Genomic DNA, 23157 nt, shown 5'->3' with positions numbered 1-23157 from the left:
GGGGCTGCACCCTGCGTAAATGGGGTGGTTTTTGGTGTGTTTTTGGGGGGGGGGGGGGTGGGGGCCGGGGGGGGGGGGTGGTGGGGGGCTCCTCCGCCCCCCCACCGCTGCATCCCGCCGTGCCGAGCAGCATCACCGCCAGCAGCAGCACACGACTCATGACCTCAACGTACTACCGCTGATCGTTGCCGCGGGCACCGATCAGCGTGGGCTCAGCCGGATCACCGGGAGCTCCCGGTCCGTCTTCACCTGGTAGTCCGCGAACCGCGGCGACGCCGCGACGATCAGCTGCCACGCCTCCTCGCGCTCCGCCCCGTGCAACTGCTCGGCGCGGACGGCGAGGGTTTCGCCGCCGACCTCGATCCGTACGTCGTCCGGGTGCGCGGCGAGGTTGTAGTACCAGGCCGGATTCCCGGGTGCACCGGCCGCGGCCGCCACGATCAGGCGACTGCCGTCCGGGGCGGGGAACCAGCCGAGCGGCGTGAACCGCTCCTCGCCGGACCTGCGCCCGACGGTCCGCAGTACCAGGGCGTCGAAGCCCATGAACTTGCTGTTCCGGCCGCGGCGGATCCGGCGGTTGACGAGCGTGTTCGCCCAGTGCAGGAGCCGTCCTCGGGGCTGCCGGGATCCGCGGGTGCCGGCCTTCGTGTCGAAGCTCATGACGCCGTGTGCACGGTGCGGTTGGTGGACACCTGGTCGCCGTGCCCGAACGGCTTGCCTTCCAGGTTGAAGCTCCAGGAGGTCGTCGGCGTGATCCGCAGGTACTTCCCGGGGCCGAACTGCCCGATCCGCTCGACGGTCTCGGCGGTGCCGTAGATCCGCAGGTACCGCGGCACCCAGGGATCGGTCGACGGCAGGTCGTCGAGGATCACCGCGACCTTGGTGTTGCCGGCCAGCACATTGCGGTACTTCCGCGTCTTCGCCGGGTCGAGGCCGCCGATGAACAGGTGCGTGCCGTCGTACTCGAACCCGACCGGTACGGCGTCCGGCTGCCCGTCCGGGCCGACCGTGGCGATCCGGGCGATCCGCTGGGTCCGCAGGTAGTCGAGTTCCTCGTCGTTGAATGACATCGGTCCTCCATGATGATTAATGCCACGTACTGTACGCGTGATTAACCATACATGCCATGTACCGTAGTGCCGTGAGCGAGACGTGGGCGGAGCAGTTGGACACCGGGACCGGGCTGATCCAGCTGATGACGCTCGTCCAGGGGATCTACGCGACCGTCTCGGAGCGGCACGAGCTGACGCCGGTGCAGGCCAAGCTGCTGTGCGTGCTGATCGGCGGGCCGCGCGGGATGGCGGAGCTGGCCCAGTTGTTCGGCGTCGAGAAGGCCGCGTTGACCGGGTTGATGGACCGGATCGAGAAGCGCGGGCTCGCGGTGCGGTCCGCCGTACCGGGGGACCGGCGGGCGGTCCGGGTGACGCTCACCGAGGCGGGACGGCAGACGGCGTCCGCGTTCCACGCCGAGATGGGCGCGGCGCTCGGCCGGCTGACCGAGCCGATCCCGGAGGGCGACCGCGAGCAGTTCCGCAGCACGGTCGAGGGCATCATCATGAGGTGCCGCACGTCACCGTCCAGCGAGTGAGCGACCGCGCGCCGCGGACAGCGTTTGCCCCTACGATCGACGGCGTGCCCACGCGTTTGAGTTCCTGACATGTCGGCCGTCATCGGCGCCTTCGCGGCGCTGGTCGCAGTGGCCGTGCTCGGGTACGTCGTGGGCGTCGCCGGCGTACTGCGTTCCCAGGACGAGCTGGTGCTGTCCCGGCTGGCGTTCTTCGTCGCGACGCCCGCCCTGCTGTTCACCACCGTCGCGCGGGCCGACCTGCGATCGATCTTCTCGGCGGTACTGGTCACCAACCTGGTCAGCCTGTTCGTGGTGCAGACGGTGTTCTTGCTGATCGCGGCGGTGCTGTGGCGGCGGACCCGGTCCGAGGCCACGATCGGGGTGCTCGCCTCGTCGTACGTGAACGCGGGCAACCTCGGCGTACCGGTCGCGGCGTACGTGCTCGGCAACGGCGCGCTGGTGGCGCCGATCGTGCTGTTCCAGGTGCTGGTGATGGCGCCGATCGCGTTCGCCGTACTGGACGGGGACCGCCAGGGGAGCGGCCGGCGCGTCGACCTGAAGACGGTCCTGACCCGCCCGCTGCGCAACCCGCTCACGGTCGCGTCCCTGCTCGGCCTGCTGGTGTCCCTGCTCGGCGTCCACCTGCCGGACCCCGTCATGCGCCCGATCGACCTGCTCGCCGCGGCCGCCGTACCCGTCGCCCTGATCGCCTACGGCCTCAGCCTCAGCGCCGGCACCAAGGACTCGATCACCCTCCGCCGCGACGTCGTACTGGCTGTCTCCCTGAAGACCGTCGCCCAGCCCCTGATCGCCTACACCATCGCCCGCTGGCTCCTGGACCTCCACGGCCCCGCCCTACTGGCCCCCACACTCCTCGCGGCCCTACCCACCGCCCAGAACGTCTACGTCTACGCCGTCCACTACCGCTCCAGCCGCACCCTGGCCCGCAGCGCCGTACTCCTCAGCACCCTCCTGTCCATCCCCACCATGATCCTCATCGCCGGCCTCCTCACCTAGCGCATGGCTTTGAAGGCTTCTTCGGCTACCGGGGCGACCTGGTCGACGGGGACGCCTTCGTTGGCGGACTGGGCGATGACGGTGAGGGTGTTGGAGCCTCGGTAGCACTGGGTGGGGAGGTTGCCGCTCGCCTCCACGCAGGTGCTGCTGCCGACGTGCTTGACCTTGTCCGGCGTGGCGCCGGAGTCGGCGACGGTCTTGTCGATGTCGACCTTGCCGCGGAGCGCGATGATCACGTACATCCGGCTGCCGTCGATCGTTCCGTACGCCTCGACGGTCGCCTGCTTGCCGTTGTTGATCCGGCTCAGCGCTTCCCGCGTCTGGTCGAGCTGCAGCTGGTCGCGAATACCCTTGTCGGTAATCCGATCCAGCCCGGCAAGCTTCGCCGGCGGGTTGATCCCACGGTTCGTGTTCAGCCGCTGCAACGGCCCCAGCCCCCACACATACCCCAGCACGGCCAGCACCACCAGCAACACCACCGCCCCACCAACAGTCAACCAACCCCCACTCAACCGAACCCGCCGCAACCCCTTCCGCTTCTTCCCCCCACCGCCCTCCCGCCCCACCGCGTCACCCACACCACCGACCCCGCCCCCCTTCCCATCCGCACCCGCCCCGCCGACGCCCGTCCCACCGACGCCCCCCGCACCGGCGCCCGCCTCCTTCACGGCGACCGCCGATCCGTCAGCGCCGGCGCCACTCGCATCCGCCGGCGCCCCGCCCGCGCCGGCACCGTCCGCGCCGGCACCGTCCGCGCCGGCACCGTCCGCGCCGGCACCACCGGCGCCTACCGCCGTCCCGGCCGTCGCGCCCGCGTCTGTGGCGTTCGTGGTGGTTGCGTTGGTGGGTGCCGGTTTCTCGGTGGTTCCGGCCGCGGGGGAGGCGGCAGGTGTGTTGCCGGTGCTCTCTGACGGGGTGTCCTCGGCCGCGGGTACGGCGGGGAGTTCGGTGGTGTCGTCAGCCGCGGTGCCGGGCTGGTTCTTCGGGTCCACCGGGGTGGTGGGGTCGGTCATCGAGTAGCTCCTCGGACGTGCGGGTCACGGGGTGCGGCTGGTGGTTCGTCCCGATCGTTCCACATCGCAACAACCCGGCCCCGCAGGGTCAGCCGAAGCACCCGGTTCGCGGAACTTTTCTTGCTCCAGGTGCAGATTAGTTTCCGCACAGCGGCTTCCACGACGGACGAACGCACAGGTGCCCGCCTCCCGGTGTCGGAAGGCGGGCACCCGCGAACAGCTACTCAGAGTGTCGCGACGACCTTCACCGCGTCGGACTCGTCGGCGTGCCAAACGATCTCGCCGGTGATGCGCCCGGCAGCGCGCAGATCCGGCTCGGCCCGCTCCGCGAGCGACAGCCGCGCGGCCGGACCGGTGACCTCGACCTTCGAGACCTCGGTCTTCATCGAGACCTGCGCCTCGGACTTCGCCCCGCGGATCCCGGCGAGCACCTCGGACACCGCGTCCAGAACCTCGGCCTCCTGCTCCGCCACCGCCAGGTCGTCCTCCGCCGTCGGCCACGACGACCGGTGGATCGAACCCTCCTGCCACCACGACCAGACCTCCTCGGTCGCGAACGGCAGGTACGGCGCCAGCAGCCGCAACTGCACCGACAACGCAACCGCGAGCGCAGCCTTCGCGGAGGCGGCCGCGGCCTCACCCTGACCGCCGTACGCGCGCTCCTTCACGAGCTCGACGTAGTCGTCGCAGAACGTCCAGAAGAACCGCTCCGCGATCTCCAGCGCCCCGGTGTAGTCGTACCGCTCGAAGGCCGCCGTCGCGTCCGTGACGACCGAGCGCAGCCGCTGCAGCATCGCCAGGTCGATCGGCTCCGTGACAGCCGCGGCGTCGACCGTGGTGGCGCCGAACCCGAGGACGAACTTCGACGCGTTCAGCACCTTGATCGCGAGCCGCCGGCCGACCTTCATCTGCGACTCGTCGAACGGCGAGTCCAGCCCCGGCCGCGCCATCGCCGCACGCCAGCGGACCGCGTCCGAGCCGAACTTGTCCAGGATCTCCGACGGCACGACCGCGTTGCCCTTGGACTTCGACATCTTCTTCCGGTCCGGGTCGACGACGAACCCGGAGATCATCGACCGCGCCCACGGCAGCGTGCCGTTCTCGAAGTGCGCGCGGACGACGCGGGAGAACAGCCAGGTGCGGATGATCTCGTGCGCGTGCGTGTTCAGGTCCATCGGGAAGGTACGGCGGAACAGGTCGTCGTCGCGCTCCCACCCGCAGACGATCTGCGGCGTCAGCGAGGACGTCGCCCAGGTGTCCATCACGTCGGGGTCCGCCTCGAACCCGCCCGGCTTGCCGCGCTGGGACTCGTCGTACCCGCGCGGGGCCTGCGAGGTCGGGTCGATCGGCAGCTCGGCCTCGGACGGCATCAGCGGGTGCGCGTAGTCCGGCTCGCCGTCCTGGTCGAGCGGGTACCAGACCGGGAACGGGACGCCGAAGTACCGCTGGCGGGAGATCAGCCAGTCGCCGTTCAGGCCCTCGACCCAGTTCAGGTAGCGGTGCCGCATGTGCTCCGGAACCCAGGCGAGCTCGTCGCCGCGGTCCAGGAACTCCTGCTTGAGCGAAGCGTCCCGGCCGCCGTTGGTGATGTACCACTGCCGGGTGGAGACGATCTCGAGCGGCTTGTCGCCGTTCTCGTAGAAGTTCGCCATCCGCTCGGTCTTCTTCGGCTCGCCGTCCAGCTCGCCGCTCTCGCGCAGCTTCGCCACGACCAGCTCGCGGGCGCTGAAGACGGTCTTGCCGGCCAGCTCGCCGTACAGCTCGGCGGAGTCCTCGAGCCAGGCCGGGGTCTCGCGCAGGAACCGGCCGTCGCGGCCGATGACGGTACGGACCGGGAGCTGCAGCTCGCGCCACCACTGGATGTCGGTCTGGTCGCCGAACGTGCAGCACATCGCGATGCCGGCGCCCTTGTCCATCTCGGCGGCCTCGTGCGCCAGGACCGGGACCTCGACGCCGAACAGCGGCGACTTCACCGTCGTACCGAACAGGTGTTTGTAGCGGTCGTCGTCGGGGTGCGCGATCAGCGCGACGCACGCCGGGATCAGCTCCGGGCGGGTGGTCTCGATGTAGACCGGCCCGTCGACGCCCTGGAACGCGACCCGGTGGTAGGCGCCCGGATACGGCCGGGCCTCCATCTCGGCCTGCGCGACCGCGGTCTGGAACGTGACGTCCCAGACCGTCGGCGCCTCGGCCAGATACGCCTCGCCCCGGGCGAAGTTGCGCAGGAACGCGCGCTGCGACGTACGCCGGGAGTCCTCGGAGATCGTGGTGTAGAGGTACGACCAGTCGACGCTCAGGCCGACCTGCCGCCACATCGACTCGAACGCCTGCTCGTCGATGTGCGTGAGCTCGCCGCACAGGTCGACGAAGTTCTGCCGGGAGATCGGGAGCTGCTTCTTCGGGTCCGGCTTGGCCGGCGGAGTGAAGTCCGGGTCGTACGGCAGCGAGGGGTCGCACTTGACGCCGTAGTAGTTCTGCACCCGGCGCTCGGTCGGCAGGCCGTTGTCGTCCCAGCCGATCGGGTAGAAGACCTTCTTGCCGCGCATCCGCTGGTACCGCGCGACCAGGTCGGTGTGCGTGTAGCTGAAGATGTGCCCGACGTGCAGCGACCCGGAGACCGTCGGCGGCGGCGTGTCGATGGAAAACACATCGGCACGCTCGGCGGTGCGGTCGAAGGCGTAGGTCTGCTGCTCCTTCCATACGGCAGCCCACTTCTCCTCGAGGCCGTCGAGGCTGGGCTTGTCTGGAACGCGGGACGTCTGGCTCATGCGCACAATGTTAGTGGTTGTCAAGGGGTGCTCCGACCGGTTATCCACACCCCCCTCCTAGACTGGGCCTTCTGATGAGCGACCTCTCCTTTGCCGAAGTGTCGGCGCGGCTCCAGCAGCGCTGGCCGGAGCACAAGATCGAGCCCACCCTGGAGCGCGTCCGGCGGCTCGTCGAGCTGCTCGGCGACCCCCAGAAGGCCTACCCGGTGGTGCATCTGACGGGTACCAACGGCAAGACGTCGACGGCGCGGATGATCGACAGCCTGCTGCGCGCGTCCGGGCTGCGCACCGGCCGGTTCACCAGCCCGCACCTGGAGAAGGTGACGGAGCGGATCACGCTGGACGGCGAGCCGGTCAGCGAGGAGCGTTTCGTCGAGGCGTACCAGGAGATCGCGCCGTACCTCGACGTCGTCGACGCCGAGCAGGAGCACCCGCTGACGTTCTTCGAGGCGATGGTCGGGATGGCGTTCGCGATCTTCGCCGACGCCCCGGTCGACGTCGCGGTGATCGAGGTCGGGCTCGGCGGCGCCTGGGACGCCACGAACGTCGCCGACGGCACGGTCTCGGTGATCACCCCGGTCGCGGTCGACCACGCGCACCTGCTGGGCGCGGATCCGGTCACGATCGCGGGCGAGAAGTCCGGGATCATCAAGCCCGGCGGCACGGTCGTGATGGCGCAGCAGAGCCTCGACGTCTTCGAGGTGCTGCTCCGCAAGGCCGCCGAGACCGGCGCGCAGGTCGCCCGCGAGGGCATCGAGTTCGGCCTCGTCAGCCGTACGCTCGCCGTCGGCGGCCAGGTGGTGTCGATCAAGGGCCTCGGAGCGGAGTACGACGAACTGTTCGTCCCGCTGCACGGTGAGTACCAGGCGCACAACGCCGCCGTCGCGGTCGCGGCCGTCGAGGCGCTGCTCGGCGCGAGCCCGGAGACCGAGGGACGCGTGACCACCGAGCTGCTGCAGGCGGGCTTCGAGCAGGTGACGAGCCCCGGCCGGCTGGAGGTCGTCCGGCAGAGCCCGACGATCGTCGTGGACGCCGCGCACAACCCGCACGGCGCCGAGGCGACCGCGGCCGCGGTGTCGGAGACGTTCCAGTTCCAGCCGCTGATCGGCGTACTGGGCTGTATGAAGGACAAGGACGTGTACGGCGTCCTTGAGGCGTACGAGCCGATCATGGAGACGGTCGTCTGCACCCGGAACAGCTTCGTCGAGCGCTCGATGCCCGCCGAGGAGCTGGGCGAGCTGGCCGCGGAGGTGTTCGGCGAGGACCGGGTGCTGGTCCGCCCGCACCTGATCGACGCCATCGACGACGCGATCCGGCTCGCCGAGGAGGGCGCGGTCGCGTTCGGGAGCGGCGGCGTACTGATCACCGGCTCGGTCATCACGGCGGGTGAGGCGCGCTCGCTGCTGGTCCGCAAGCAGAAGGACGAGCAGTGAGGTCGCTCGCCTCGATCGTGCTCGCGTTCGAGTCCGTCGTACTGGCGCTCGTGACGCCGGTGATGATCTCGATCGCGGACGTCCGCCCCGCGGTGGCGGTCCCGACCTGTCTCGGCCTGTTCGTACTGGCGTTGCTCGCGGCCGGGCTGCTCCGCTTCCAGGCCGGGTACGTCCTCGGCTCGCTGGTCCAGGTCGGCGCGGTCGGGCTCGGCTTCGTCGTACCGGTGATGTTCGTCCTCGGCCTCGCCTTCGCCGCCTTCTGGGTGGCCGCGATAGTCCTCGGCCGCCGGATCGAGGCGGCGAAGAAGGCACACGAGCGGTTAAGCTCAGCCGCCCCGACTACTTCGAGAGAGAGTTGACAGATGTCGCAGCGCACCCTGGTCCTGCTGAAGCCCGACACGGTCCGCCGCGGCCTGGTGGGCGAGGTGCTGGGCCGGTTCGAGGCCAAGGGCCTCACGATCGTCGCGATGGACCTGCGCACGATCGACGGTGAGATGGCCGACCAGCACTACGCCGAGCACGTCGACAAGGCCTTCTACCCGCCGCTGCGGGACTTCGTCACCAGCGGCCCGCTGGTGGCGCTGGTGCTCGAGGGCGACGAGGCGATCGAGGTCGTCCGCGCCCTGAACGGCGCCACCGACGGCCGCAAGGCCGCCCCGGGCACGATCCGCGGCGACCTCTCGCTCTCGAACCGCGAGAACCTCGTCCACGGCTCGGACTCCGAGGAGTCCGCCTCCCGCGAGACCAAGATCTGGTTCCCCGACCTGCCCTGATCAGGTTCCGATGTCCGAACAACCTGTCGCGGCAGCGGTCGTGATCGAAAGCGGGCGGGTACTGCTCGTGCGACGACGCGTGGCCGAAGGCTCCTTGTGGTGGCAGTTCCCCGCCGGGAAGGTCGAGGAAGGGGAGCCGCCGGCCACCGCCGCCGTACGCGAAACCCGTGAGGAGACAGGCCTGCAGGTGGAGTACGTCGCCCTGCTGGGCGAACGGGATCACCCGGCGAACGGGCGGCGGATGTACTACGCCGAGTGCCGGGTGATCGGTGGAGTTGCGAGCGTCGCGAGCCCTCGCGAGTTGGATGCCGTCGCGTGGTGTGACTGGCGCGAGGTCGCCGACCGCATTCCTGGGGGCATCTACGGTCCCGTCCAGGTCCGTCTCGACGCGGTGTTGCTTCGCTGATCGCACTGGGGCTGCAGGCTGTCCTGAATGCTTTTCGGAAGTTTTCTGGCGCTATCGGCAGACTTCTTTCCGCAAACACCTGGAGCGACCGGAGCAGGCGAGCGGAATGGCCGCAGCCGCAGGGCGTTGCGGACTGCTGGTGCTTGAGCAGATACGATACGTGCCTGGGCGGACGGGTCGTGTCGGTCCACAGGCGGCGTTGCTCAGCGTTTAGCCTGGTCGGGGACCGAGTGGGAGGTGCCGCGGTGGCTAACAGCATGCTCGGCCGCGACATGGCGGTCGATCTCGGAACGGCGAACACCCTGGTGTACGTGCGTGGCCGGGGGGTCGTGCTGAACGAGCCGTCCGTGGTCGCGACCCGGACGGACGAGCCGCGCGAAGCGGTCGCGTTCGGTCACGAGGCGAAGAAGATGATCGGGCGTACGCCGGGCAACATCACGGCGATCCGGCCGCTGAAGGACGGCGTGATCGCGGACTTCGACGCCGCCGAGCAGATGCTCAGGTACTTCATCCAGCGCGTGCACCGCCGGCGGTACTTCGCGAAGCCACGGATCGTGGTCTGCGTACCGTCCGGGATCACCGCGGTCGAGCAGCGTGCGGTCCGCGACGCCGGGTACATGGCCGGCGCCCGCAAGGTCTACATCATCGAGGAGCCGATGGCCGCCGCGCTCGGTTCGAACCTCGAGGTCCGCGACGCCACCGGCAACATGGTCGTCGACATCGGCGGCGGTACGACGGAGGTCGCGGTCATCTCGTTCGGCGGCATCGTCACCAGCCAGTCGATCCGGGTGGCCGGCGACGCCATCGACAAGTCGATCGTGAACTACTGCAAGAAGGAGTTCTCGCTGCTGCTCGGCGAGGCCACCTCGGAGCAGATCAAGATGACGATCGGGTCCGCGTTCCCGACCACCGACGGCCCGGACAGCGAGATCCGCGGCCGGGACATGGTCTCCGGCCTGCCGCGGACCGTGAAGGTGTCCTCGGCGGACATGCGGCAGGCGATCGAGGAGCCGATCACCGCGATCGTCGACGCGGTCAAGGCGACCCTGGACAAGACCCCGCCGGAGCTGGCCGGCGACATCGTCGACCGCGGCATCGTGCTGACCGGCGGCGGTGCGCTGCTGAAGGGCATGGACGAGCGGCTCCGGCACGAGACCGGCATCCCGATCCACGTCGCGGAGAACCCGCTGGACGCCGTCGTGCTCGGGGCCGGCAAGTGCGTGGACAACATCGAGACCCTCAACCGCATCCTGGTCACCGACAACCGGCGCTGAGGTACCCACGGAATGCTCAAAGACCTCGGTAGCCCGTCCCGCAGTACGTCGGCCCGGAGCAGCACCTCGACCCGGAGCGCGTTCCGCTCGGCGGGCGAGACGCCGCTGCGCTCGGCCGGTACACCGCGCGAGATACGGCGCCGCCGGTCCGTGCTGGCACTGGTGATCCTGGCCTGTTTCACGCTGATCGTGCTGGACGCCCGGCGGTCGGCCGGTTCGCCGCTCGAACCGGTGCGCGAGGCCGCGGCCGCCGTCTTCGGTCCGCTGGAGTCGACCGCGACGTCGGCGCGGCAGCCTGTGGACAACCTCCGCGAGCGCTTCGCGGAAATGGATAGGTTGAAGTCCGAGAACGAAAAACTGAAGAAGGCCAACGAGGATCTGACCCGGCAGCTGGACACCTCCGACTATGCCCGGAGCCGGGCGCAGGAGCTGGACAAGCTGCTCAAGATCGCACCGCAGTACACGATGACCCCCGCCCGGGTGATCGGGATCGGCAGTGCGCAGACGTTCAGCCACACGGTGACGATCGACGCCGGCACGGCCGACGGCGTGCGGACCGACATGACGGTGCTGAACGGCACCGGTCTGGTCGGCCGGGTGGTGCGCACCACCCAGGGCACCGCGACCGTGCTGCTGATCGGCGACCGCAACTCGACCGTCGGCGGCCGGCTGAACTCGACGCTCGCGCTCGGTTTCGTGTCCGGGCGCGGCGACGTGGCCGGCACCCTCGACTACAAACTCGTCGACCCGAAGGCGCGGCCGAAGGTCGGCGACCGGATCGTCACCTGGGGTTCCAGCGACAACGCGCCGTACGTGCCGGGTGTCCCGATCGGCGTCGTCACCTCGGTGACGCCGAACGCGGGCGCGCTCGGATCCACCGCAACCATCAAGCCGTACGTCGATCCGACCAGGATCGACACCGTCGGCGTGGTGACCGGGCCACCCGCCCGGCCGCCGCGCCAGCAACTCACCGGGAAGGGGAGCTGACTTGTGATCGCGCTGCGCATCGGGTTGGCGGCCCTGTTCCTGACGATCGCCGTGACCTTGCAGACGTCGGTGCTGACGCACATCGCGGTCGCGGGCGTGACCTGTGACCTGACGCTGATCGTGGTGATCGCGCTGGCGCTGTCCCGCGGCGCGGAGTGGGGTGCGATCGCCGGGTTCGTCGGCGGTCTGCTGATGGACGTCGTACCGCCCGCCGACCACACGGCCGGCCGCTGGGCGTTGTCGATGGCGGTCGCGGGGTACGTGGCCGGGCTGATCCGGCGCGAGCGCACGTCGTCGGGGCCGGTCGGTCCGCTGGGCGTCGCGGTGACGGTGGTGCTCGGTACGGCGATCTCGTTCTTCCTGTACAGCGCGACCGGATCGCTGCTGCACGACCCGTCGGTCGACTGGGGCCAGTTCGGCGTCCGCCTCGGGATCGCGGCCGGGTACGACGTGGTCGGCGCGATCGTGGTGATCCCGCTGGTGATGTGGATCATGGGCCGCGTCAAACCCGCCCGCGAACGCCGCCGGGTCGCGTCGTGAGCTGGGACGGTTTCGACGCTCCGCTCAAGGCCCGGTTGCGGCTGTTCGTGATCGGGGTGCTGGTTTTCTCTTTGCTGTGCACGCTGTTCGGCCGGCTCTGGTACATGCAGGTGATGTCGAGCGCCGACTACTCCCAGGCCGCGAACCAGCAGCACATCCGCCAGGTCCTGATCCCGGCCCCGCGCGGCACGATCGTCGACTCGCAGGGCCGGACGCTCGTCGGGAACCGGGTCTCGCTGATGATCACGGTGGACCGTTCGGTGCTCGCGAAGCTCCCGGAGACCCAGCAGAACGTCGTCATCGGCCGCCTGGCGAAGGTGCTGGGCCAGACGCCGAAGGACCTCAAGGCCCGCACGATGCTGTGCGGCGAGCCCGGCGCGTCGAAACCGCCCGCCTGCTGGAACGGTACGCCGTACCAGCCGATCCCGGTCGCGAAGGACGTCAGCGAGCAGGTCGCGATCGACGTGATGGAGCGCCGCGAGGACTTCCCGGGGATCTCCGCGGACTCGCAGACCCTGCGGGCCTACCCGGAGCCGTTCAAGGTGAACGCCGCGCACATCCTCGGGTACCTGTCGCCGATCACCACCGATGAGCTCGCGGAGATGGACAAGGCCGGGCAGGACTCGGTCCCGCACCGCTCGGACCTGGTCGGCCGGGCCGGCATCGAACGGTCCTACGACAAGCTCCTGCGCGGCACGCCCGGTGAGAAGGACGTGATCGTCGACGCGGTCGGCTACGCCACCGGCATCCAGAAGCAGACCGCCCCGGTCCCGGGCGCGACGCTGGTCAGCACGATCGACTCCCGGATCCAGGCGGCGGTCGAGACCCAGCTCAAGGGCGCGATCATGACCGCGCGGAAGCAGACCGACCCGGTCACCCACAGGAAGTACGTCGCGGACTCCGGCGCCGCGGTCGTGATGGACACCAAGACCGGCCGGATCGTCGCGATGGCCAGCTACCCGACGTACGACCCGGGAGTGTGGGTCGGCGGGATCAGCCAGCGCGAGCTGGACGCACTGTACTCGGCGAAGTCCGGGACGCCGCTGGTGTCCCGCGCGCTGCAGGCGCAGCTGGCGCCGGGGTCGACGTTCAAACCGATCACGACGTCGGCCGCACTGGGCGCCGGGTACAGCCCGAAGACGCGGCTCGACTGCTCGGCGTACTTCGAGGTCGGCAACCGCAGGTTCAAGAACTACGAGTCCGCGTCGCGCGGGATGATCGGGTTCGACCAGGCGCTGGCGTTGTCCTGCGACACGTTCTTCTACCGGATCGCGTACGCGCTCTGGCTGAAAGAGGGCGGCAACTCCAGCGACGTGAACACCCACGACCCGCTGGTCGAGATGGCGCAGAAGTTCGGTCTCGGTACGCCGACCGGCGTCGACCTGCCCGGCGAGGCGAGCGGCCGGATCGCGGACCGGAAGTGGAAGAAGACGTACTACGACTCGATGAAGGACTACTACTGCAAGATCTCGGCGAACCCGCCGGCCGGGACGTCGGCGTTCCTGAAGCAGTTCTCCCGCGAGTTCTGCGTCGACGGGTACAAGTACCGCGCCGGTGACGCGGTGAACTTCGCGATCGGCCAGGGCGACACCACGGTCACCCCGCTGCAACTGGCGACCGTGTACTCAGCCCTGTCGAACGGCGGCACCGTGTACGAGCCGCGCGTGGTGCAGTCCTGGATCGGTGCCAACGGCAAGGCGCACGAGATCAAGCCGGTCGCGAAGACCAAGCTCCCGGTCTCGGCGGGCAACCTGAAGTACATCGACAACGCGCTCAAGCAGACCACGCTGACCGGTACGGCGGCCTGGAAGTTCCAGGGCTTCCCGCTGGACAAGATCCCGGTGCGTGCGAAGACCGGTACGGCCGAGGTCTACGGCAAGCAGACCACGTCCTGGCTGGCGTCGTACACCGACCGGTACGCCGTGGTGATGATGATCAGCCAGGCCGGTACGGGTTCGGGCGCCGGCGGTGACGCGGTGCGGAAGATCTACGAGACGCTGTACAACATCACCCCCGCTCCGCCGCCCGGTAAGGAACCGAAGCACTGATGGCGCTCCTGTCCCCGATCCGGACCCGCCCGCGGATGGACCGGCGGTCGACCGTGTGGCAGGTCGACTGGGTCCTCGTCTTCAGCGTGGTCGCGCTGTCGTTCCTGGGCGCGCTGCTGGTCTGGTCCGCCACGCACAACAAGACCTCGCTGACCGGCGGCAAGCCGGACGCGTACCTGATCCGGCACTCGATCAACTTCGCGATCGGCCTGGTGCTCGCGGTCGGTGCCGCGATCACCGACCACCGCCGGGTCCGGATCCTCGCCCCGGTGCTGTACGCCGGCTCGATCCTCGGGCTGATCCTGGTTCTGGTGCCGGGCATCGGCGCCACCATCAACGGGTCCCGGTCCTGGATCCTGCTGCCGTTCATGTCGGTGCAGCCCAGTGAGTTCGCCAAGCTCGCGGTGATCGTCGGGATGGCGCTGCTGATCGCGGAGAAGAGCGAGACCGACCGGAACGAGGACGCTCGGACGCTCGACATCGCGCAGGCCGTCGCGGTCGCCGCGGTCCCGGTGGTGCTGGTGATGCTGCAGCCGGACCTCGGTACGGTGATGGTGCTCGGGTCGATCGTGTTCGGCATCATCGCGGTGTCCGGCGTACCGAAACGCTGGATGCTCGCGCTGCTCACCGGGGGCGTCGTGGTGGCGGCGATCGCGATCAGCACGCACGTGCTGAAGCGGTACCAGATCGACCGCTTCACCGCGTTCATGCACCCGTCCTCGGATCCGCAGGGCATCGGGTACAACGTGAACCAGGCGCGGATCGCGATCGGGAACGGCGGCGTCTTCGGGCAGGGCCTGTTCCACGGCGGCCAGACGCAGAACGGGTTCGTCCCCGAACAGCACACCGACTTCGTGTTCACGGTCGCGGGGGAGGAGCTCGGGCTGATCGGGGCCGGCGCGATCATCGTGCTGTTCGCGATCATCCTGTTCCGCGGGCTGCGGATCGCGGTGAACGCACGGGACGCGTTCGGCCGGCTGGTGGCGACCGGGATCGTCTGCTGGTTCGCGTTCCAGGCGTTCGAGAACGTCGGGATGACGCTCGGCATCATGCCGGTGACCGGCCTGCCGCTGCCGTTCGTGTCGTACGGCGGGTCGTCGATGTTCGCCTGTCTGCTGGCCGTCGGCCTGTTGCAGAACATCCACCTGAGGTCGCACCGGTACTGACTGCCCGTCAGGTACGCTGCTGCCTGCTCGGCCCGCCCAGAGCCCTCGGAAGGCCCATGAACAGGTACCTCGCGCTCGCCGCTGTGATAGCGCTGTCCTTGACCGCCTGTGGCGGGAACGACAAGAAGCACGCGGCGCCGCCCGCGAGCCCGAGCTCCAGTACGACGCCAAGCGCGGCACCGTCGACGCCTGCCGGGCCGGTCACGCGGACGCCGGCGGAGCTCACCCAGGCGCTGCTCCAGCTGGCCGACCTGCCGAGCGGGTTCGCGCTGGACAAGGACGAGGACGACGGTACGAAGCCGTTCTCGGCCCCGACGAGCCGCTGCAAGCCGCTCGTGAAGTACCTGAACGCGAGCAAGGCGCCGGGCTCGAAGGCCACCGCGACGCGTACCTTCACCGGCGGCCAGGAGGGTCCGTACATCGACTACGGCCTCGACTCGATGGGCACCGCCGCCGAGGTCGACGACCTCCGCGCGGCGTACGCGAAGGCCGTCGACGACTGCTCGAAGGTGACGCTGAAGACCGCGGGGTCGGGCAACACCTCGATGAAGGTCGAGGCGATCACGGCCCCGGCGTACGGCACCAAGCCGTTCGCGTTCCAGCTGACCGGGACCAGCGGGCCGAAGCGCGGCCTCGAGTACGCCGCGGTCGTCACCGGCGTCGGCGACGTGATCCTCTCGGTCGGCGTACTCGCCGGCCAGGGCGGCGAACTGGACCCCGCGACCGAGGCCGCCGTCACGAAGGCCCGCCAGGTCCTCAAGCCCGCGTGACTCAGGCCGAATCGTGGATCAGCGGCGTTCGTAGATGCCGTCCAATCGGGCGCGGGCCAGGACCGGGCCGGCGGTGCCGATCACCATCCGGGTCTTCGCGGTCGCCGCGTCGGGAGCTGTGACCGGGGCGGCGAGGGCGAACAGTTCGAAGACATAGCTGTGCGGGCCGTGGCCCTTGATCGGGCCTGGGCCGTGGTATCCCCGGCCGACCACCGAACGCAGCAGTTGCACACCGTCCGCGGGAGTCGCCGCGTCCAACGCGCCCTGCGGAAGCGCGGTCAGCGCGGAGTCGAGCAGTGCCGCGCAGTGGATGACGGGCTTGGACAGTGGGACGTCCGGATCCTCGACCATCAGCAGATACTGCGCGGTGCCGGCCGGCGCGTTACTCCACGCCAGCGCCGGTGAGAGGTCCTGCCCGCCGTACCGCTTCGCGACGTGCGCTGTCGGCATTGTGGCTTCGTGTGCGAAGTCCGGGCTGGTGAGGGTCAGGGTGTCCGGGCCGGCCAGGTTCGGCGCGTTCCACGCGAGGTGGTCCTCGCCGGCGCGCCTGTTCTTGAGCAACTTGCCGAGCACTGCCATCTGGTTCTCCTTGTCGGAATGGTGGATCAGAGTTGCCGCGCCTCGGCGCCGGCGAGCAGGGGCTCGGCGAAGCGGCAGATCTCTTCGGCGGCGTCGAACTCCTGACTGGTCGGTTCCCAGTCCCCGGTCGGTGCGCCCGGCCAGCTGTGGCCGCCGCCGAGCACGGTCCAGGCCGTGACCCGGGTCCCGCCGGCCCCGGTCGCCGAGTCGGTCCGGCTCGACAGGTCGGTCCGGTACGTCGTACCCGGGCCGGCCGGGCAGCGGTCGATCGTGCGCCACCGGTCGGCGGTTTCGGCGAGGGACAGCGTGCGACCGCGAAGCTCACCCTGAGGTCCGCGCCGACGCGAGTAGCCGCCGTCGATCGGGGAGATCCGGTCGGCGGTCCCGTGGATGAGGAGCGCCGACACCGCGTGTTGTGGTTGTACGGCGGACAGGTCCGCGGGCATGCCGCCGGCGACAGCGGCCAGTACCGCGACGCGTTCGCTCGCCTCGAGCGCGAAGCGGTGCGCCATGAACGCCCCGTTCGAGATCCCGGCGACGATGTTCCGGTCGGCCGACGTCCCGTACCGATCGGCGGACCACTCGATCAGCGCGGCCAGGAACGCGACGTCGTTCACGCCGGCCTCGTCCGCCGAGGTTACGCCGCGCCCGTCCGCCCAGGATCCGCCGACTCCGTCCGGAGAGGCGATCGCGAATCCGCGGGCCGCCGCCTGCTCGTCGAACGTTGTCAGTTCCCGCATCGTCCGGGCGCCGTCGCCGCCCGGGTTGTTCCCGTGCAGCATCAGCACCAGCGGCCGCTGCCGCCCCGGCGCCGGCTCCCGGATCGTGAACGTGCGATCCCGGCCGCCCACCCGTATCACCCTGTCCCCTCTCAGTTGATGCGCAGCTAAACTGCGCAATCAGACTGTATATTATGTCGGCATGGGAGCACTTGACGCCAGGAAGATCGCCGACGAACTCCAGGTGGTCGTCGGCGCGTTGGTACGGCGGCAGCGGGCCGTGTCGCCGCTGCACGACCTGAACCTGTCGCAGGTCTCGATCCTGAAGCGCCTCGACCGCGAAGGCCCGCACACCGTCGCTGATCTGGCCCGCCTGGACCGGATCACCCACCAGTCGGTCACCGTCTCCGTGAGCCGCCTCGTCGACCGGGGACTCGTGCGGCGTGAACCGGACGCCGGTGACGGACGCCGCAAGCTCCTCGTCGTCACCGCGGCCGGTCGGAAGCTCCTGGCCGAACGCCGCGACGCCGGTCATGAGCACCTCACCGAGGCGATCGCCGAGCGGTTTACCCCCGCAGAGCAGGCCAGCCTCAGCGAGTCCCTGACCCTCCTCCGCCGCCTGATCGACTGACGCCGCCAGGAGATCACCGACATCCGCGGCTCGGTCGTCTTCGAGCATCACCGCCGGACGACGTGAGCACTGTCCGTTTCCGCGCAACTACAGCAGGGTAGAAGCACTTCCGGGCGTGAGGCGCGGGGACCTGACCTGCCCAGCTCATTCACCGAGCGGGAGCGGGAGGTGTCGACCCATGGGCCGACGGAGGAAGATCGCGGGTGTCACGGTGCTGGCCGTAGTGCTGGCAGGCGTCGGAGCCGCGGCGGCGGGAACGAGTGACACCTGTGGGATGGCGCAGACGCCGTCCCTCGGGCAGAGGGCGCAGGCCGGCTGGGAACGGGTCGAACGGCAGTTGTCCGGCGAGGAAGGCGAGACCGAGACCGCCGGGATGCCGGCCATCTGCGCCGCGCACTTCGAGCTCGCGGAACGGGCCGGGGCCGGCGCGACCGGCCCGGCGGACTACCTGACCACGAAGTTCTCGTCCGGCAAGGACATCGGCCTCGACCAGGTCCAGCAGGCCCGGACCCAGGCGGCCAAGATCCCGGACGACCCGGGCAAGAAGGCGTGGTCGTACGTCGGCCCGTCGAACATCGGCGGCCGGATCGTCGGCCTGGTGGTGGACCCGACCCGGCCGGACACCGTGTACATCGCGGCCTCCGGCGGCGGCGTCTGGCGCAGTACGGACGCGTCCAAGACGTTCACCCCGGTCTGGCCGGCCGACCAGAACCAGACCATGGGCGCCCTCGACCGCGGACCGGACGGCACGCTCTGGGCCGGCACCGGTGAGGCGAACCCGCCCGGTGGCGGCCTCACGTTCTTCGGCGACGGCATCTACTCGTCGGCCGACGGCGGGAAGACCTGGCACAACCGCGGCCTCCGCGACAGTGCGGCGATCGGGCGGATCGCGGTCGACCCGAAGAACCCGCGACGGATCTTCGCCGCGGCCTCCGGTTCGCCGTACAAGCCGGTCTCGCAGCGCGGGCTCTACCGCAGCGAGGACGGCGGCCACTCGTGGCAGCAGGTGCTCGCGCCGCCGAACGACACCACCGGCGCCGTCGACGTCGTCATCGACCCGACCAACCCGCAGCGGATGCTCGCGGCCCTCTGGGACCACCACCGCACCGCGGCGGTCCGGACGTACGGCGGCGTCGGCTCGGGCCTGTTCCGCAGCGACGACGGCGGTACGACGTGGAAGCGGCTCGACAACGTCACCAAGCTGTCCGACGGCGACGCGAGCGGCCTGACCAGCGACGCGAGCCTCGGCCGGATCGGGATCGGCGTCGCGCCGAGCCACCCGGACCGCGTGTACGTGGTCACGGGGACGCAGTACGGCGCCGACAAGGGCTTCTACGTCTCCGACGACTTCGGTACGACGTTCACCGCGGGCGGGAAGGCCGGCGGGCGGAGCGGGTACGAGTGGTGGTTCGCGAAGATCTGGGTGGACCCGGCGAACCCGGACCACCTGTTCAGCGCGGACCTGAACATGCGCGCGTCCACCGACGGCGGGCAGACCTGGACCTCGCTGTCCGGCCTGCACGCGGACCAGCACGCGCTCGCGTACGACCCGAATGTCCCGGGCCGGCTGTACGTCGGCAACGACGGCGGCGTGTACCGCTCGGACCAGAACGGGGCGACCAAGACATTCGTGCACTCCGAGGTGGAGCCGTTCAACCAGTCGTACCACCTCGCCGTCGCGCAGGACGACCCGAACCGGCTGGCCACCGGGCTGCAGGACAACGGCAGCGTCCGCTCCTGGACCGCGGCGACTCCGCCGGGGGACCTGACCCAGTTCAACGCGTTCGGCGGCGGTGACGGGCACTGGGTGCTGATCGACCCGAAGGACCACAACACGTACTACGAATGCCTCCAGCAGGGGACGTGTCACGGCCATCAGGACGTGGACGGCAAGGAGACCAGCTGGAACTTCGGGACCCGGCACAGCGAGCGGATCACCACCGACGCGCCGATGGCGTTCGACCCGAACGATCCGTCGATCGTCTACTTCGGCGGCAACGTCCTGGACCGCTCGACCGACCAGGCGCGGACCTTCACCGCGATCTCCCCGGCCGGCGACGCGGACCTGGCCGGCGGCCCGCCGAGCGAGGCGTCGGACCCGGTCTACGCGAACAGCTACCACACGATCAGCGCGATCGGCGTGGCCGGCGACTCGAAGACGCTGTACGTCGGCACCGACAACGGCCTGCTCTGGCGTACCGACGACCTGGGCGCGCACTGGACCAAGCTGACCGGGGTGCCCGAGCGCTGGGTGAACGCCGTGGTGGTCGATCCGCGGCAGCAGGACCACGTGTGGGTGGCGCTGTCCGGGTTCCGCGAGGGGTCCGCGGCGGCGTCGGTGTTCGAAACCAGGGACGGCGGCCGCAGCTGGACCGATGCCAGCGGCAACCTTCCGAACGCGCCGGTGGAGATGCTCAGCTACGACCCGGTCCGCAGCCGGTTGTACGCCGCCACCGACTTCGGCGCGTTCACGATGCGTTCCGGGCAGAAGCACTGGACGCGGATCGCCCGCGGCCTGCCGCAGACATCGATCCTCGACATCAAGGTCAGCGGCGACGGCAGCACCGTGTACGCCGCCACGTTCGGGCGGAGCATCTGGAAGGCACCTGCCCCGAAGTAGCGGCGACGACAAGCGCCGGGGTCGCTGAACACGCCATTGCTTGTTCCGCGACCCCGGGGCATGTGCCCGAGACGGTACGTACAGTGGTCGGCATGCGACTCAACTACGTGGAGACAGGTCCGGCTGACGCACCCGTCGTACTGCTCGGATCGTCGCTCGGGGCAGATCACACGATGTGGGCGCCGCAGGTCGACGTACTCGCGGAGCGCTTCCGGGTGATCGCGTTCGACCACCGCGGCCACGGCGGCTCGGAGGTACCCGACGGGCCGTACACGATCGCGGACCTCGGCGGCGACGTCGTCGAACTGCTCGACACGCTGGGTGTCGAGCAGGCGTCGTACGTCGGCATCTCCCTCGGCGGCGCCGTCGGGCTCTGGCTGGCCCAGAACGCCCCCGACCGCCTCCACCGCCTGGTCACGATCTGCCCACCGTCGAACCCAGCCGCCACGCCCGACCTGTGGACCGACCGAGCCGCCCAGGTCCGCGCCGAAGGCACCCAGTCGATCGCCGACGCCACCCTGGGCCGCTGGTTCCTCCCCGACTTCAAGGACATCGACCCGGTCCGCGAGATGCTTCTCAACTGCCCCGCCGAGGGCTACGCCGCCTGCTGCGAGGCCCTCAGCACCACGAACCTGCTCCCGGACCTGGCGAACATCACGGCTCCCGCCCTGGTCATCACCGCCGACTCCGACACCTCCATCCCACCCGAAACCGTCATCCCCCTCGCCACCCACATCCCCGGCGCCCACCTCGAAATCATCGAAAACGCCGCCCACCTCGTCACCTACTCCCACCCGGACGTCATCAACCCACTGCTGCTCGCTCACCTCGGCTGATTCCAGCCGTACAGGGGTACGGCGTTAGGCTGGTGGGTGCTCTGGACCGCTGACTGGAAGTGTTTATGACTGTCGAATCGTTGTTCCCGCGCCTGGAGGCGTTGCTGCCGTCCGTGCAGAAGCCGATCCAGTACGTCGGGGGTGAACTGAACTCGGTCAGCAAGGAGTGGGACGCGGTCAGTGTGCGGTGGGCGCTGATGTACCCGGACGCCTACGAGGTCGCGCTGCCGAACCAGGGTGTGCAGATCCTGTACGAGGTGCTCAACGAGCGGGAGCACATTCTGGCCGAGCGGACGTACTCCGTCTGGCCGGACATGGAGAAGGTGATGCGGGAGAACGCGATCCCGCAGTTCACGCTCGACTCGCACCGGCCGGTGCGGGCGTTCGACGTGTTCGGGCTGTCGTTCTCGACCGAGCTCGGGTACACGAACATGCTGACCGCGCTGGACCTGGCCGGGATCCCGCTGCACGCCGCGGACCGGACCGACGAGGACCCGATCGTGCTGGCCGGCGGGCACGCGGCGTTCAACCCGGAGCCGATCGCCGACTTCATCGACGCGGCGGTGATGGGGGACGGCGAGGAGATCGTGCTGGCGATCTCCGAGGTGATCCGGGAGTGGAAGGCCGAGGGCCGCCCGGGCGGACGGGACGAGGTGCTGCTCCGGCTGGCGAAGTCCGGCGGCGTGTACATCCCGCGGTTCTTCACCGTCGACTACCTCGAGGACGGGCGGATCCAGCGCGTCACCCCGAACCGTCCCGGCGTACCGTTCCGGACCGCGAAGCACACGGTGATGGACCTCGACGCGTGGCCGTACCCGAAGAAGCCGCTGGTCCCGCTGGCCGAGACCGTGCACGAGCGGTACTCCGTGGAGATCTTCCGCGGCTGCACCCGCGGCTGCCGGTTCTGCCAGGCGGGGATGATCACCCGCCCGGTCCGCGAGCGCAGCATCACCACGATCGGCAACATGGTCGAGAACGGGCTGAAGCAGTCCGGGTTCGAGGAGGTCGGTCTGCTCAGCCTGTCGTCGGCCGACCACAGTGAGATCGCCGAGGTGGCGAAGGGCCTGGGGGACCGGTACGAGGGCAGCAACGTCTCGCTGTCGTTGCCGTCGACAAGGGTCGACGCCTTCAACATCACGCTGGCGAACGAGTTCTCGCGGAACGGGCGCCGCTCCGGGCTGACGTTCGCGCCCGAGGGCGGGTCGGACCGGATGCGCAAGGTGATCAACAAGATGGTCACCGAGGAGGACCTGATCCGCACGGTCGCGGCGGCGTACAGCCACGGCTGGCGGCAGGTGAAGCTGTACTTCATGTGCGGTCTGCCGACCGAGACCGACGAGGACGTGCTGGCGATCGCGGACCTGGCGAAGAAGGTGATCGCGACCGGGCGGGAGGCGTCCGGGCGGCGCGACATCCGCTGCACGGTGTCGATCGGCGGGTTCGTGCCGAAGCCGCACACGCCGTTCCAGTGGGCCGCCCAGCTCGGCGCGGAGGAGACCGACGCGCGGCTGGCGAAGCTCGGCGCGGCGATCCGCTCGGAGAAGCAGTACGCGAAGGCGATCGGTTTCCGGTACCACGACGGCAAGCCCGGCATCATCGAGGGCCTGCTGTCCCGCGGCGACCGCCGGGTCGGCCGCGTGATCGAGGCGGTCTGGCGCGACGGCGGCCGGTTCGACGGCTGGAGCGAGCACTTCTCGTATGACCGCTGGGTCGCCTGCACCGAGCAGGCGCTCGCCGACGAGCCGGTCGACCTGGCCTGGTACACGACGCGGGAACGCGAGTACGCCGAAGTCCTCCCGTGGGACCACCTGGACTCGGGCCTGGACCGCGACTGGCTGTGGGAGGACTGGCAGGACTCCCTCGAGGAAGACGGCGCCATCGAGGTCGAAGACTGCCGCTGGACCCCGTGCTTCGACTGCGGCGTGTGTCCGCAGATGGGCACCGAAATCCAGATCGGCCCGACCGGCAAGAAGCTCTTGCCGCTCTCGGTCGTCTAGCTGCGGGCGGACA

At 69.7% G+C, this 23157-nt stretch carries 22 protein-coding genes; 16 read left to right on the top strand and 6 right to left on the bottom strand.

Going from position 1 to position 23157, the window contains the following annotated elements; translation table 11 throughout:
• Positions 1-201: 201 nt before the first annotated feature.
• Both ACFV9C_RS30115 and ACFV9C_RS30110 read right to left on the bottom strand, forming a co-directional pair.
• Positions 202-660, bottom strand: coding sequence for a nitroreductase/quinone reductase family protein (locus ACFV9C_RS30115; protein WP_380198917.1), 459 nt, complete (start codon positions 658-660; stop codon positions 202-204).
• Entirely contained in the window at positions 657-1070 is a 414-nt protein-coding gene (locus tag ACFV9C_RS30110) for a PPOX class F420-dependent oxidoreductase (RefSeq protein WP_380198916.1), read from the bottom strand. Before ACFV9C_RS30110 ends, ACFV9C_RS30115 begins: the two co-directional genes overlap by 4 nt.
• A 71-nt stretch (positions 1071-1141) precedes the next feature.
• Between ACFV9C_RS30110 and ACFV9C_RS30105 the strand changes: the two genes are divergently transcribed.
• Entirely contained in the window at positions 1142-1588 is a 447-nt protein-coding gene (locus ACFV9C_RS30105; protein ID WP_380198915.1) for a MarR family winged helix-turn-helix transcriptional regulator, read from the top strand.
• 69 nt (positions 1589-1657) lie between these two features.
• Positions 1658-2584: an AEC family transporter gene (locus ACFV9C_RS30100; RefSeq protein WP_380198914.1), complete on the top strand. Its 927-nt coding sequence runs from the start codon at positions 1658-1660 to the stop codon at positions 2582-2584.
• On the opposite strand, the gene ACFV9C_RS30095 is transcribed toward ACFV9C_RS30100, so the two are convergent.
• Together ACFV9C_RS30095 and valS are read right to left on the bottom strand one after the other, a co-directional pair.
• Positions 2581-3597, bottom strand: a complete 1017-nt coding sequence (locus ACFV9C_RS30095) for a hypothetical protein (protein WP_380198913.1) — start codon at positions 3595-3597, stop codon at positions 2581-2583. The genes ACFV9C_RS30100 and ACFV9C_RS30095 overlap by 4 nt on opposite strands.
• 224 nt (positions 3598-3821) lie before the next feature.
• Positions 3822-6365 carry a valine--tRNA ligase gene (valS, locus tag ACFV9C_RS30090; protein WP_380198912.1) on the bottom strand — a complete coding sequence of 848 codons (2544 nt, stop codon included), beginning with the start codon at positions 6363-6365 and terminating at the stop codon, positions 3822-3824.
• A gap of 74 nt (positions 6366-6439) precedes the next feature.
• Between valS and ACFV9C_RS30085 the strand changes: the two genes are divergently transcribed.
• From ACFV9C_RS30085 to ACFV9C_RS30040, 10 genes are all read left to right on the top strand, one after another.
• The gene (locus tag ACFV9C_RS30085; protein WP_380198911.1) at positions 6440-7798 is read left to right on the top strand and encodes a bifunctional folylpolyglutamate synthase/dihydrofolate synthase; all 1359 of its coding nucleotides are present in this window, start codon (positions 6440-6442) and stop codon (positions 7796-7798) included.
• Entirely contained in the window at positions 7795-8157 is a 363-nt protein-coding gene (locus ACFV9C_RS30080) for a DUF4233 domain-containing protein (RefSeq protein ID WP_380198910.1), read from the top strand. The genes ACFV9C_RS30085 and ACFV9C_RS30080 overlap by 4 nt, the downstream gene beginning before the upstream one ends.
• Before the next feature lie 3 nt (positions 8158-8160).
• Positions 8161-8571: a nucleoside-diphosphate kinase gene (gene ndk / locus ACFV9C_RS30075; RefSeq protein WP_380198908.1), complete on the top strand. Its 411-nt coding sequence runs from the start codon at positions 8161-8163 to the stop codon at positions 8569-8571.
• A 10-nt stretch (positions 8572-8581) separates the two neighbouring features.
• A complete protein-coding gene (locus ACFV9C_RS30070) occupies positions 8582-8977 on the top strand; it encodes an NUDIX hydrolase (RefSeq protein ID WP_380198907.1) in 396 nt (131 codons plus the stop codon).
• A gap of 257 nt (positions 8978-9234) precedes the next feature.
• The gene (locus tag ACFV9C_RS30065; RefSeq protein ID WP_380199124.1) at positions 9235-10251 is read left to right on the top strand and encodes a rod shape-determining protein; all 1017 of its coding nucleotides are present in this window, start codon (positions 9235-9237) and stop codon (positions 10249-10251) included.
• A gap of 12 nt (positions 10252-10263) precedes the next feature.
• Positions 10264-11238, top strand: coding sequence for a rod shape-determining protein MreC (gene mreC, locus ACFV9C_RS30060; protein ID WP_380198906.1), 975 nt, complete (start codon positions 10264-10266; stop codon positions 11236-11238).
• Positions 11239-11241: 3 nt separating this feature from the next.
• Positions 11242-11778 carry a rod shape-determining protein MreD gene (gene mreD, locus ACFV9C_RS30055; protein WP_380198905.1) on the top strand — a complete coding sequence of 179 codons (537 nt, stop codon included), beginning with the start codon at positions 11242-11244 and terminating at the stop codon, positions 11776-11778.
• Complete coding sequence (mrdA, locus tag ACFV9C_RS30050) at positions 11775-13826, top strand: penicillin-binding protein 2 (protein ID WP_380198904.1); 2052 nt, start codon at positions 11775-11777, stop codon at positions 13824-13826. The genes mreD and mrdA overlap by 4 nt, the downstream gene beginning before the upstream one ends.
• Positions 13826-14992 carry a rod shape-determining protein RodA gene (gene rodA, locus ACFV9C_RS30045; protein WP_380198902.1) on the top strand — a complete coding sequence of 389 codons (1167 nt, stop codon included), beginning with the start codon at positions 13826-13828 and terminating at the stop codon, positions 14990-14992. Before mrdA ends, rodA begins: the two co-directional genes overlap by 1 nt.
• Positions 14993-15048: 56 nt before the next feature.
• A complete protein-coding gene (locus tag ACFV9C_RS30040) occupies positions 15049-15762 on the top strand; it encodes a hypothetical protein (protein ID WP_380198901.1) in 714 nt (237 codons plus the stop codon).
• Positions 15763-15780: 18 nt separating this feature from the next.
• Here ACFV9C_RS30040 and ACFV9C_RS30035 read toward each other — a convergent pair whose 3' ends face one another.
• Positions 15781-16341 (bottom strand): YbhB/YbcL family Raf kinase inhibitor-like protein, encoded by a 561-nt coding sequence (locus ACFV9C_RS30035; RefSeq protein WP_380198900.1) that lies wholly within the window; start codon positions 16339-16341, stop codon positions 15781-15783.
• 26 nt (positions 16342-16367) lie between these two features.
• Complete coding sequence (locus tag ACFV9C_RS30030) at positions 16368-17192, bottom strand: alpha/beta hydrolase family esterase (protein WP_380198899.1); 825 nt, start codon at positions 17190-17192, stop codon at positions 16368-16370.
• A 70-nt stretch (positions 17193-17262) separates the two neighbouring features.
• On the opposite strand from ACFV9C_RS30030, the gene ACFV9C_RS30025 reads away from it, so the two are divergent.
• From ACFV9C_RS30025 to ACFV9C_RS30010, 4 genes are all read left to right on the top strand, one after another.
• Positions 17263-17691 carry a MarR family winged helix-turn-helix transcriptional regulator gene (locus ACFV9C_RS30025; RefSeq protein ID WP_380198898.1) on the top strand — a complete coding sequence of 143 codons (429 nt, stop codon included), beginning with the start codon at positions 17263-17265 and terminating at the stop codon, positions 17689-17691.
• Positions 17692-17869: 178 nt separating this feature from the next.
• Entirely contained in the window at positions 17870-20311 is a 2442-nt protein-coding gene (locus ACFV9C_RS30020; protein WP_380198897.1) for a WD40/YVTN/BNR-like repeat-containing protein, read from the top strand.
• 92 nt (positions 20312-20403) lie between these two features.
• Positions 20404-21147 carry a 3-oxoadipate enol-lactonase gene (gene pcaD, locus ACFV9C_RS30015; protein WP_380198896.1) on the top strand — a complete coding sequence of 248 codons (744 nt, stop codon included), beginning with the start codon at positions 20404-20406 and terminating at the stop codon, positions 21145-21147.
• A 65-nt stretch (positions 21148-21212) separates the two neighbouring features.
• The gene (locus ACFV9C_RS30010) at positions 21213-23144 is read left to right on the top strand and encodes a TIGR03960 family B12-binding radical SAM protein (RefSeq protein WP_380198895.1); all 1932 of its coding nucleotides are present in this window, start codon (positions 21213-21215) and stop codon (positions 23142-23144) included.
• Positions 23145-23157: the final 13 nt, after the last annotated feature.

The organism is Kribbella sp. NPDC059898, assembly GCF_042730855.1.
Taxonomy (GTDB): domain Bacteria; phylum Actinomycetota; class Actinomycetes; order Propionibacteriales; family Kribbellaceae; genus Kribbella.
Note: the sequence above shows the minus strand (reverse complement) of the source record. Positions and strands in the feature narration are given on the sequence as shown.

What these genes read in the sequence shown, in the direction of transcription:
- ACFV9C_RS30115 (WP_380198917.1), bottom strand. Translation starts at nt 660, where the DNA reads ATGAGCTTCGACACGAAGGCCGGCACCCGCGGATCCCGGCAGCCCCGA.
- ACFV9C_RS30110 (WP_380198916.1), bottom strand. Translation starts at nt 1,070, where the DNA reads ATGTCATTCAACGACGAGGAACTCGACTACCTGCGGACCCAGCGGATC.
- ACFV9C_RS30100 (WP_380198914.1), top strand. Translation starts at nt 1,658, where the DNA reads ATGTCGGCCGTCATCGGCGCCTTCGCGGCGCTGGTCGCAGTGGCCGTG.
- ACFV9C_RS30095 (WP_380198913.1), bottom strand. Translation starts at nt 3,597, where the DNA reads ATGACCGACCCCACCACCCCGGTGGACCCGAAGAACCAGCCCGGCACC.
- valS (WP_380198912.1), bottom strand. Translation starts at nt 6,365, where the DNA reads ATGAGCCAGACGTCCCGCGTTCCAGACAAGCCCAGCCTCGACGGCCTC.
- ACFV9C_RS30085 (WP_380198911.1), top strand. Translation starts at nt 6,440, where the DNA reads ATGAGCGACCTCTCCTTTGCCGAAGTGTCGGCGCGGCTCCAGCAGCGC.
- ndk (WP_380198908.1), top strand. Translation starts at nt 8,161, where the DNA reads ATGTCGCAGCGCACCCTGGTCCTGCTGAAGCCCGACACGGTCCGCCGC.
- ACFV9C_RS30070 (WP_380198907.1), top strand. Translation starts at nt 8,582, where the DNA reads ATGTCCGAACAACCTGTCGCGGCAGCGGTCGTGATCGAAAGCGGGCGG.
- ACFV9C_RS30065 (WP_380199124.1), top strand. Translation starts at nt 9,235, where the DNA reads ATGCTCGGCCGCGACATGGCGGTCGATCTCGGAACGGCGAACACCCTG.
- mreC (WP_380198906.1), top strand. Translation starts at nt 10,264, where the DNA reads ATGCTCAAAGACCTCGGTAGCCCGTCCCGCAGTACGTCGGCCCGGAGC.
- rodA (WP_380198902.1), top strand. Translation starts at nt 13,826, where the DNA reads ATGGCGCTCCTGTCCCCGATCCGGACCCGCCCGCGGATGGACCGGCGG.
- ACFV9C_RS30040 (WP_380198901.1), top strand. Translation starts at nt 15,049, where the DNA reads ATGAACAGGTACCTCGCGCTCGCCGCTGTGATAGCGCTGTCCTTGACC.
- ACFV9C_RS30035 (WP_380198900.1), bottom strand. Translation starts at nt 16,341, where the DNA reads ATGGCAGTGCTCGGCAAGTTGCTCAAGAACAGGCGCGCCGGCGAGGAC.
- ACFV9C_RS30025 (WP_380198898.1), top strand. Translation starts at nt 17,263, where the DNA reads ATGGGAGCACTTGACGCCAGGAAGATCGCCGACGAACTCCAGGTGGTC.
- ACFV9C_RS30020 (WP_380198897.1), top strand. Translation starts at nt 17,870, where the DNA reads ATGGGCCGACGGAGGAAGATCGCGGGTGTCACGGTGCTGGCCGTAGTG.
- pcaD (WP_380198896.1), top strand. Translation starts at nt 20,404, where the DNA reads ATGCGACTCAACTACGTGGAGACAGGTCCGGCTGACGCACCCGTCGTA.
- ACFV9C_RS30010 (WP_380198895.1), top strand. Translation starts at nt 21,213, where the DNA reads ATGACTGTCGAATCGTTGTTCCCGCGCCTGGAGGCGTTGCTGCCGTCC.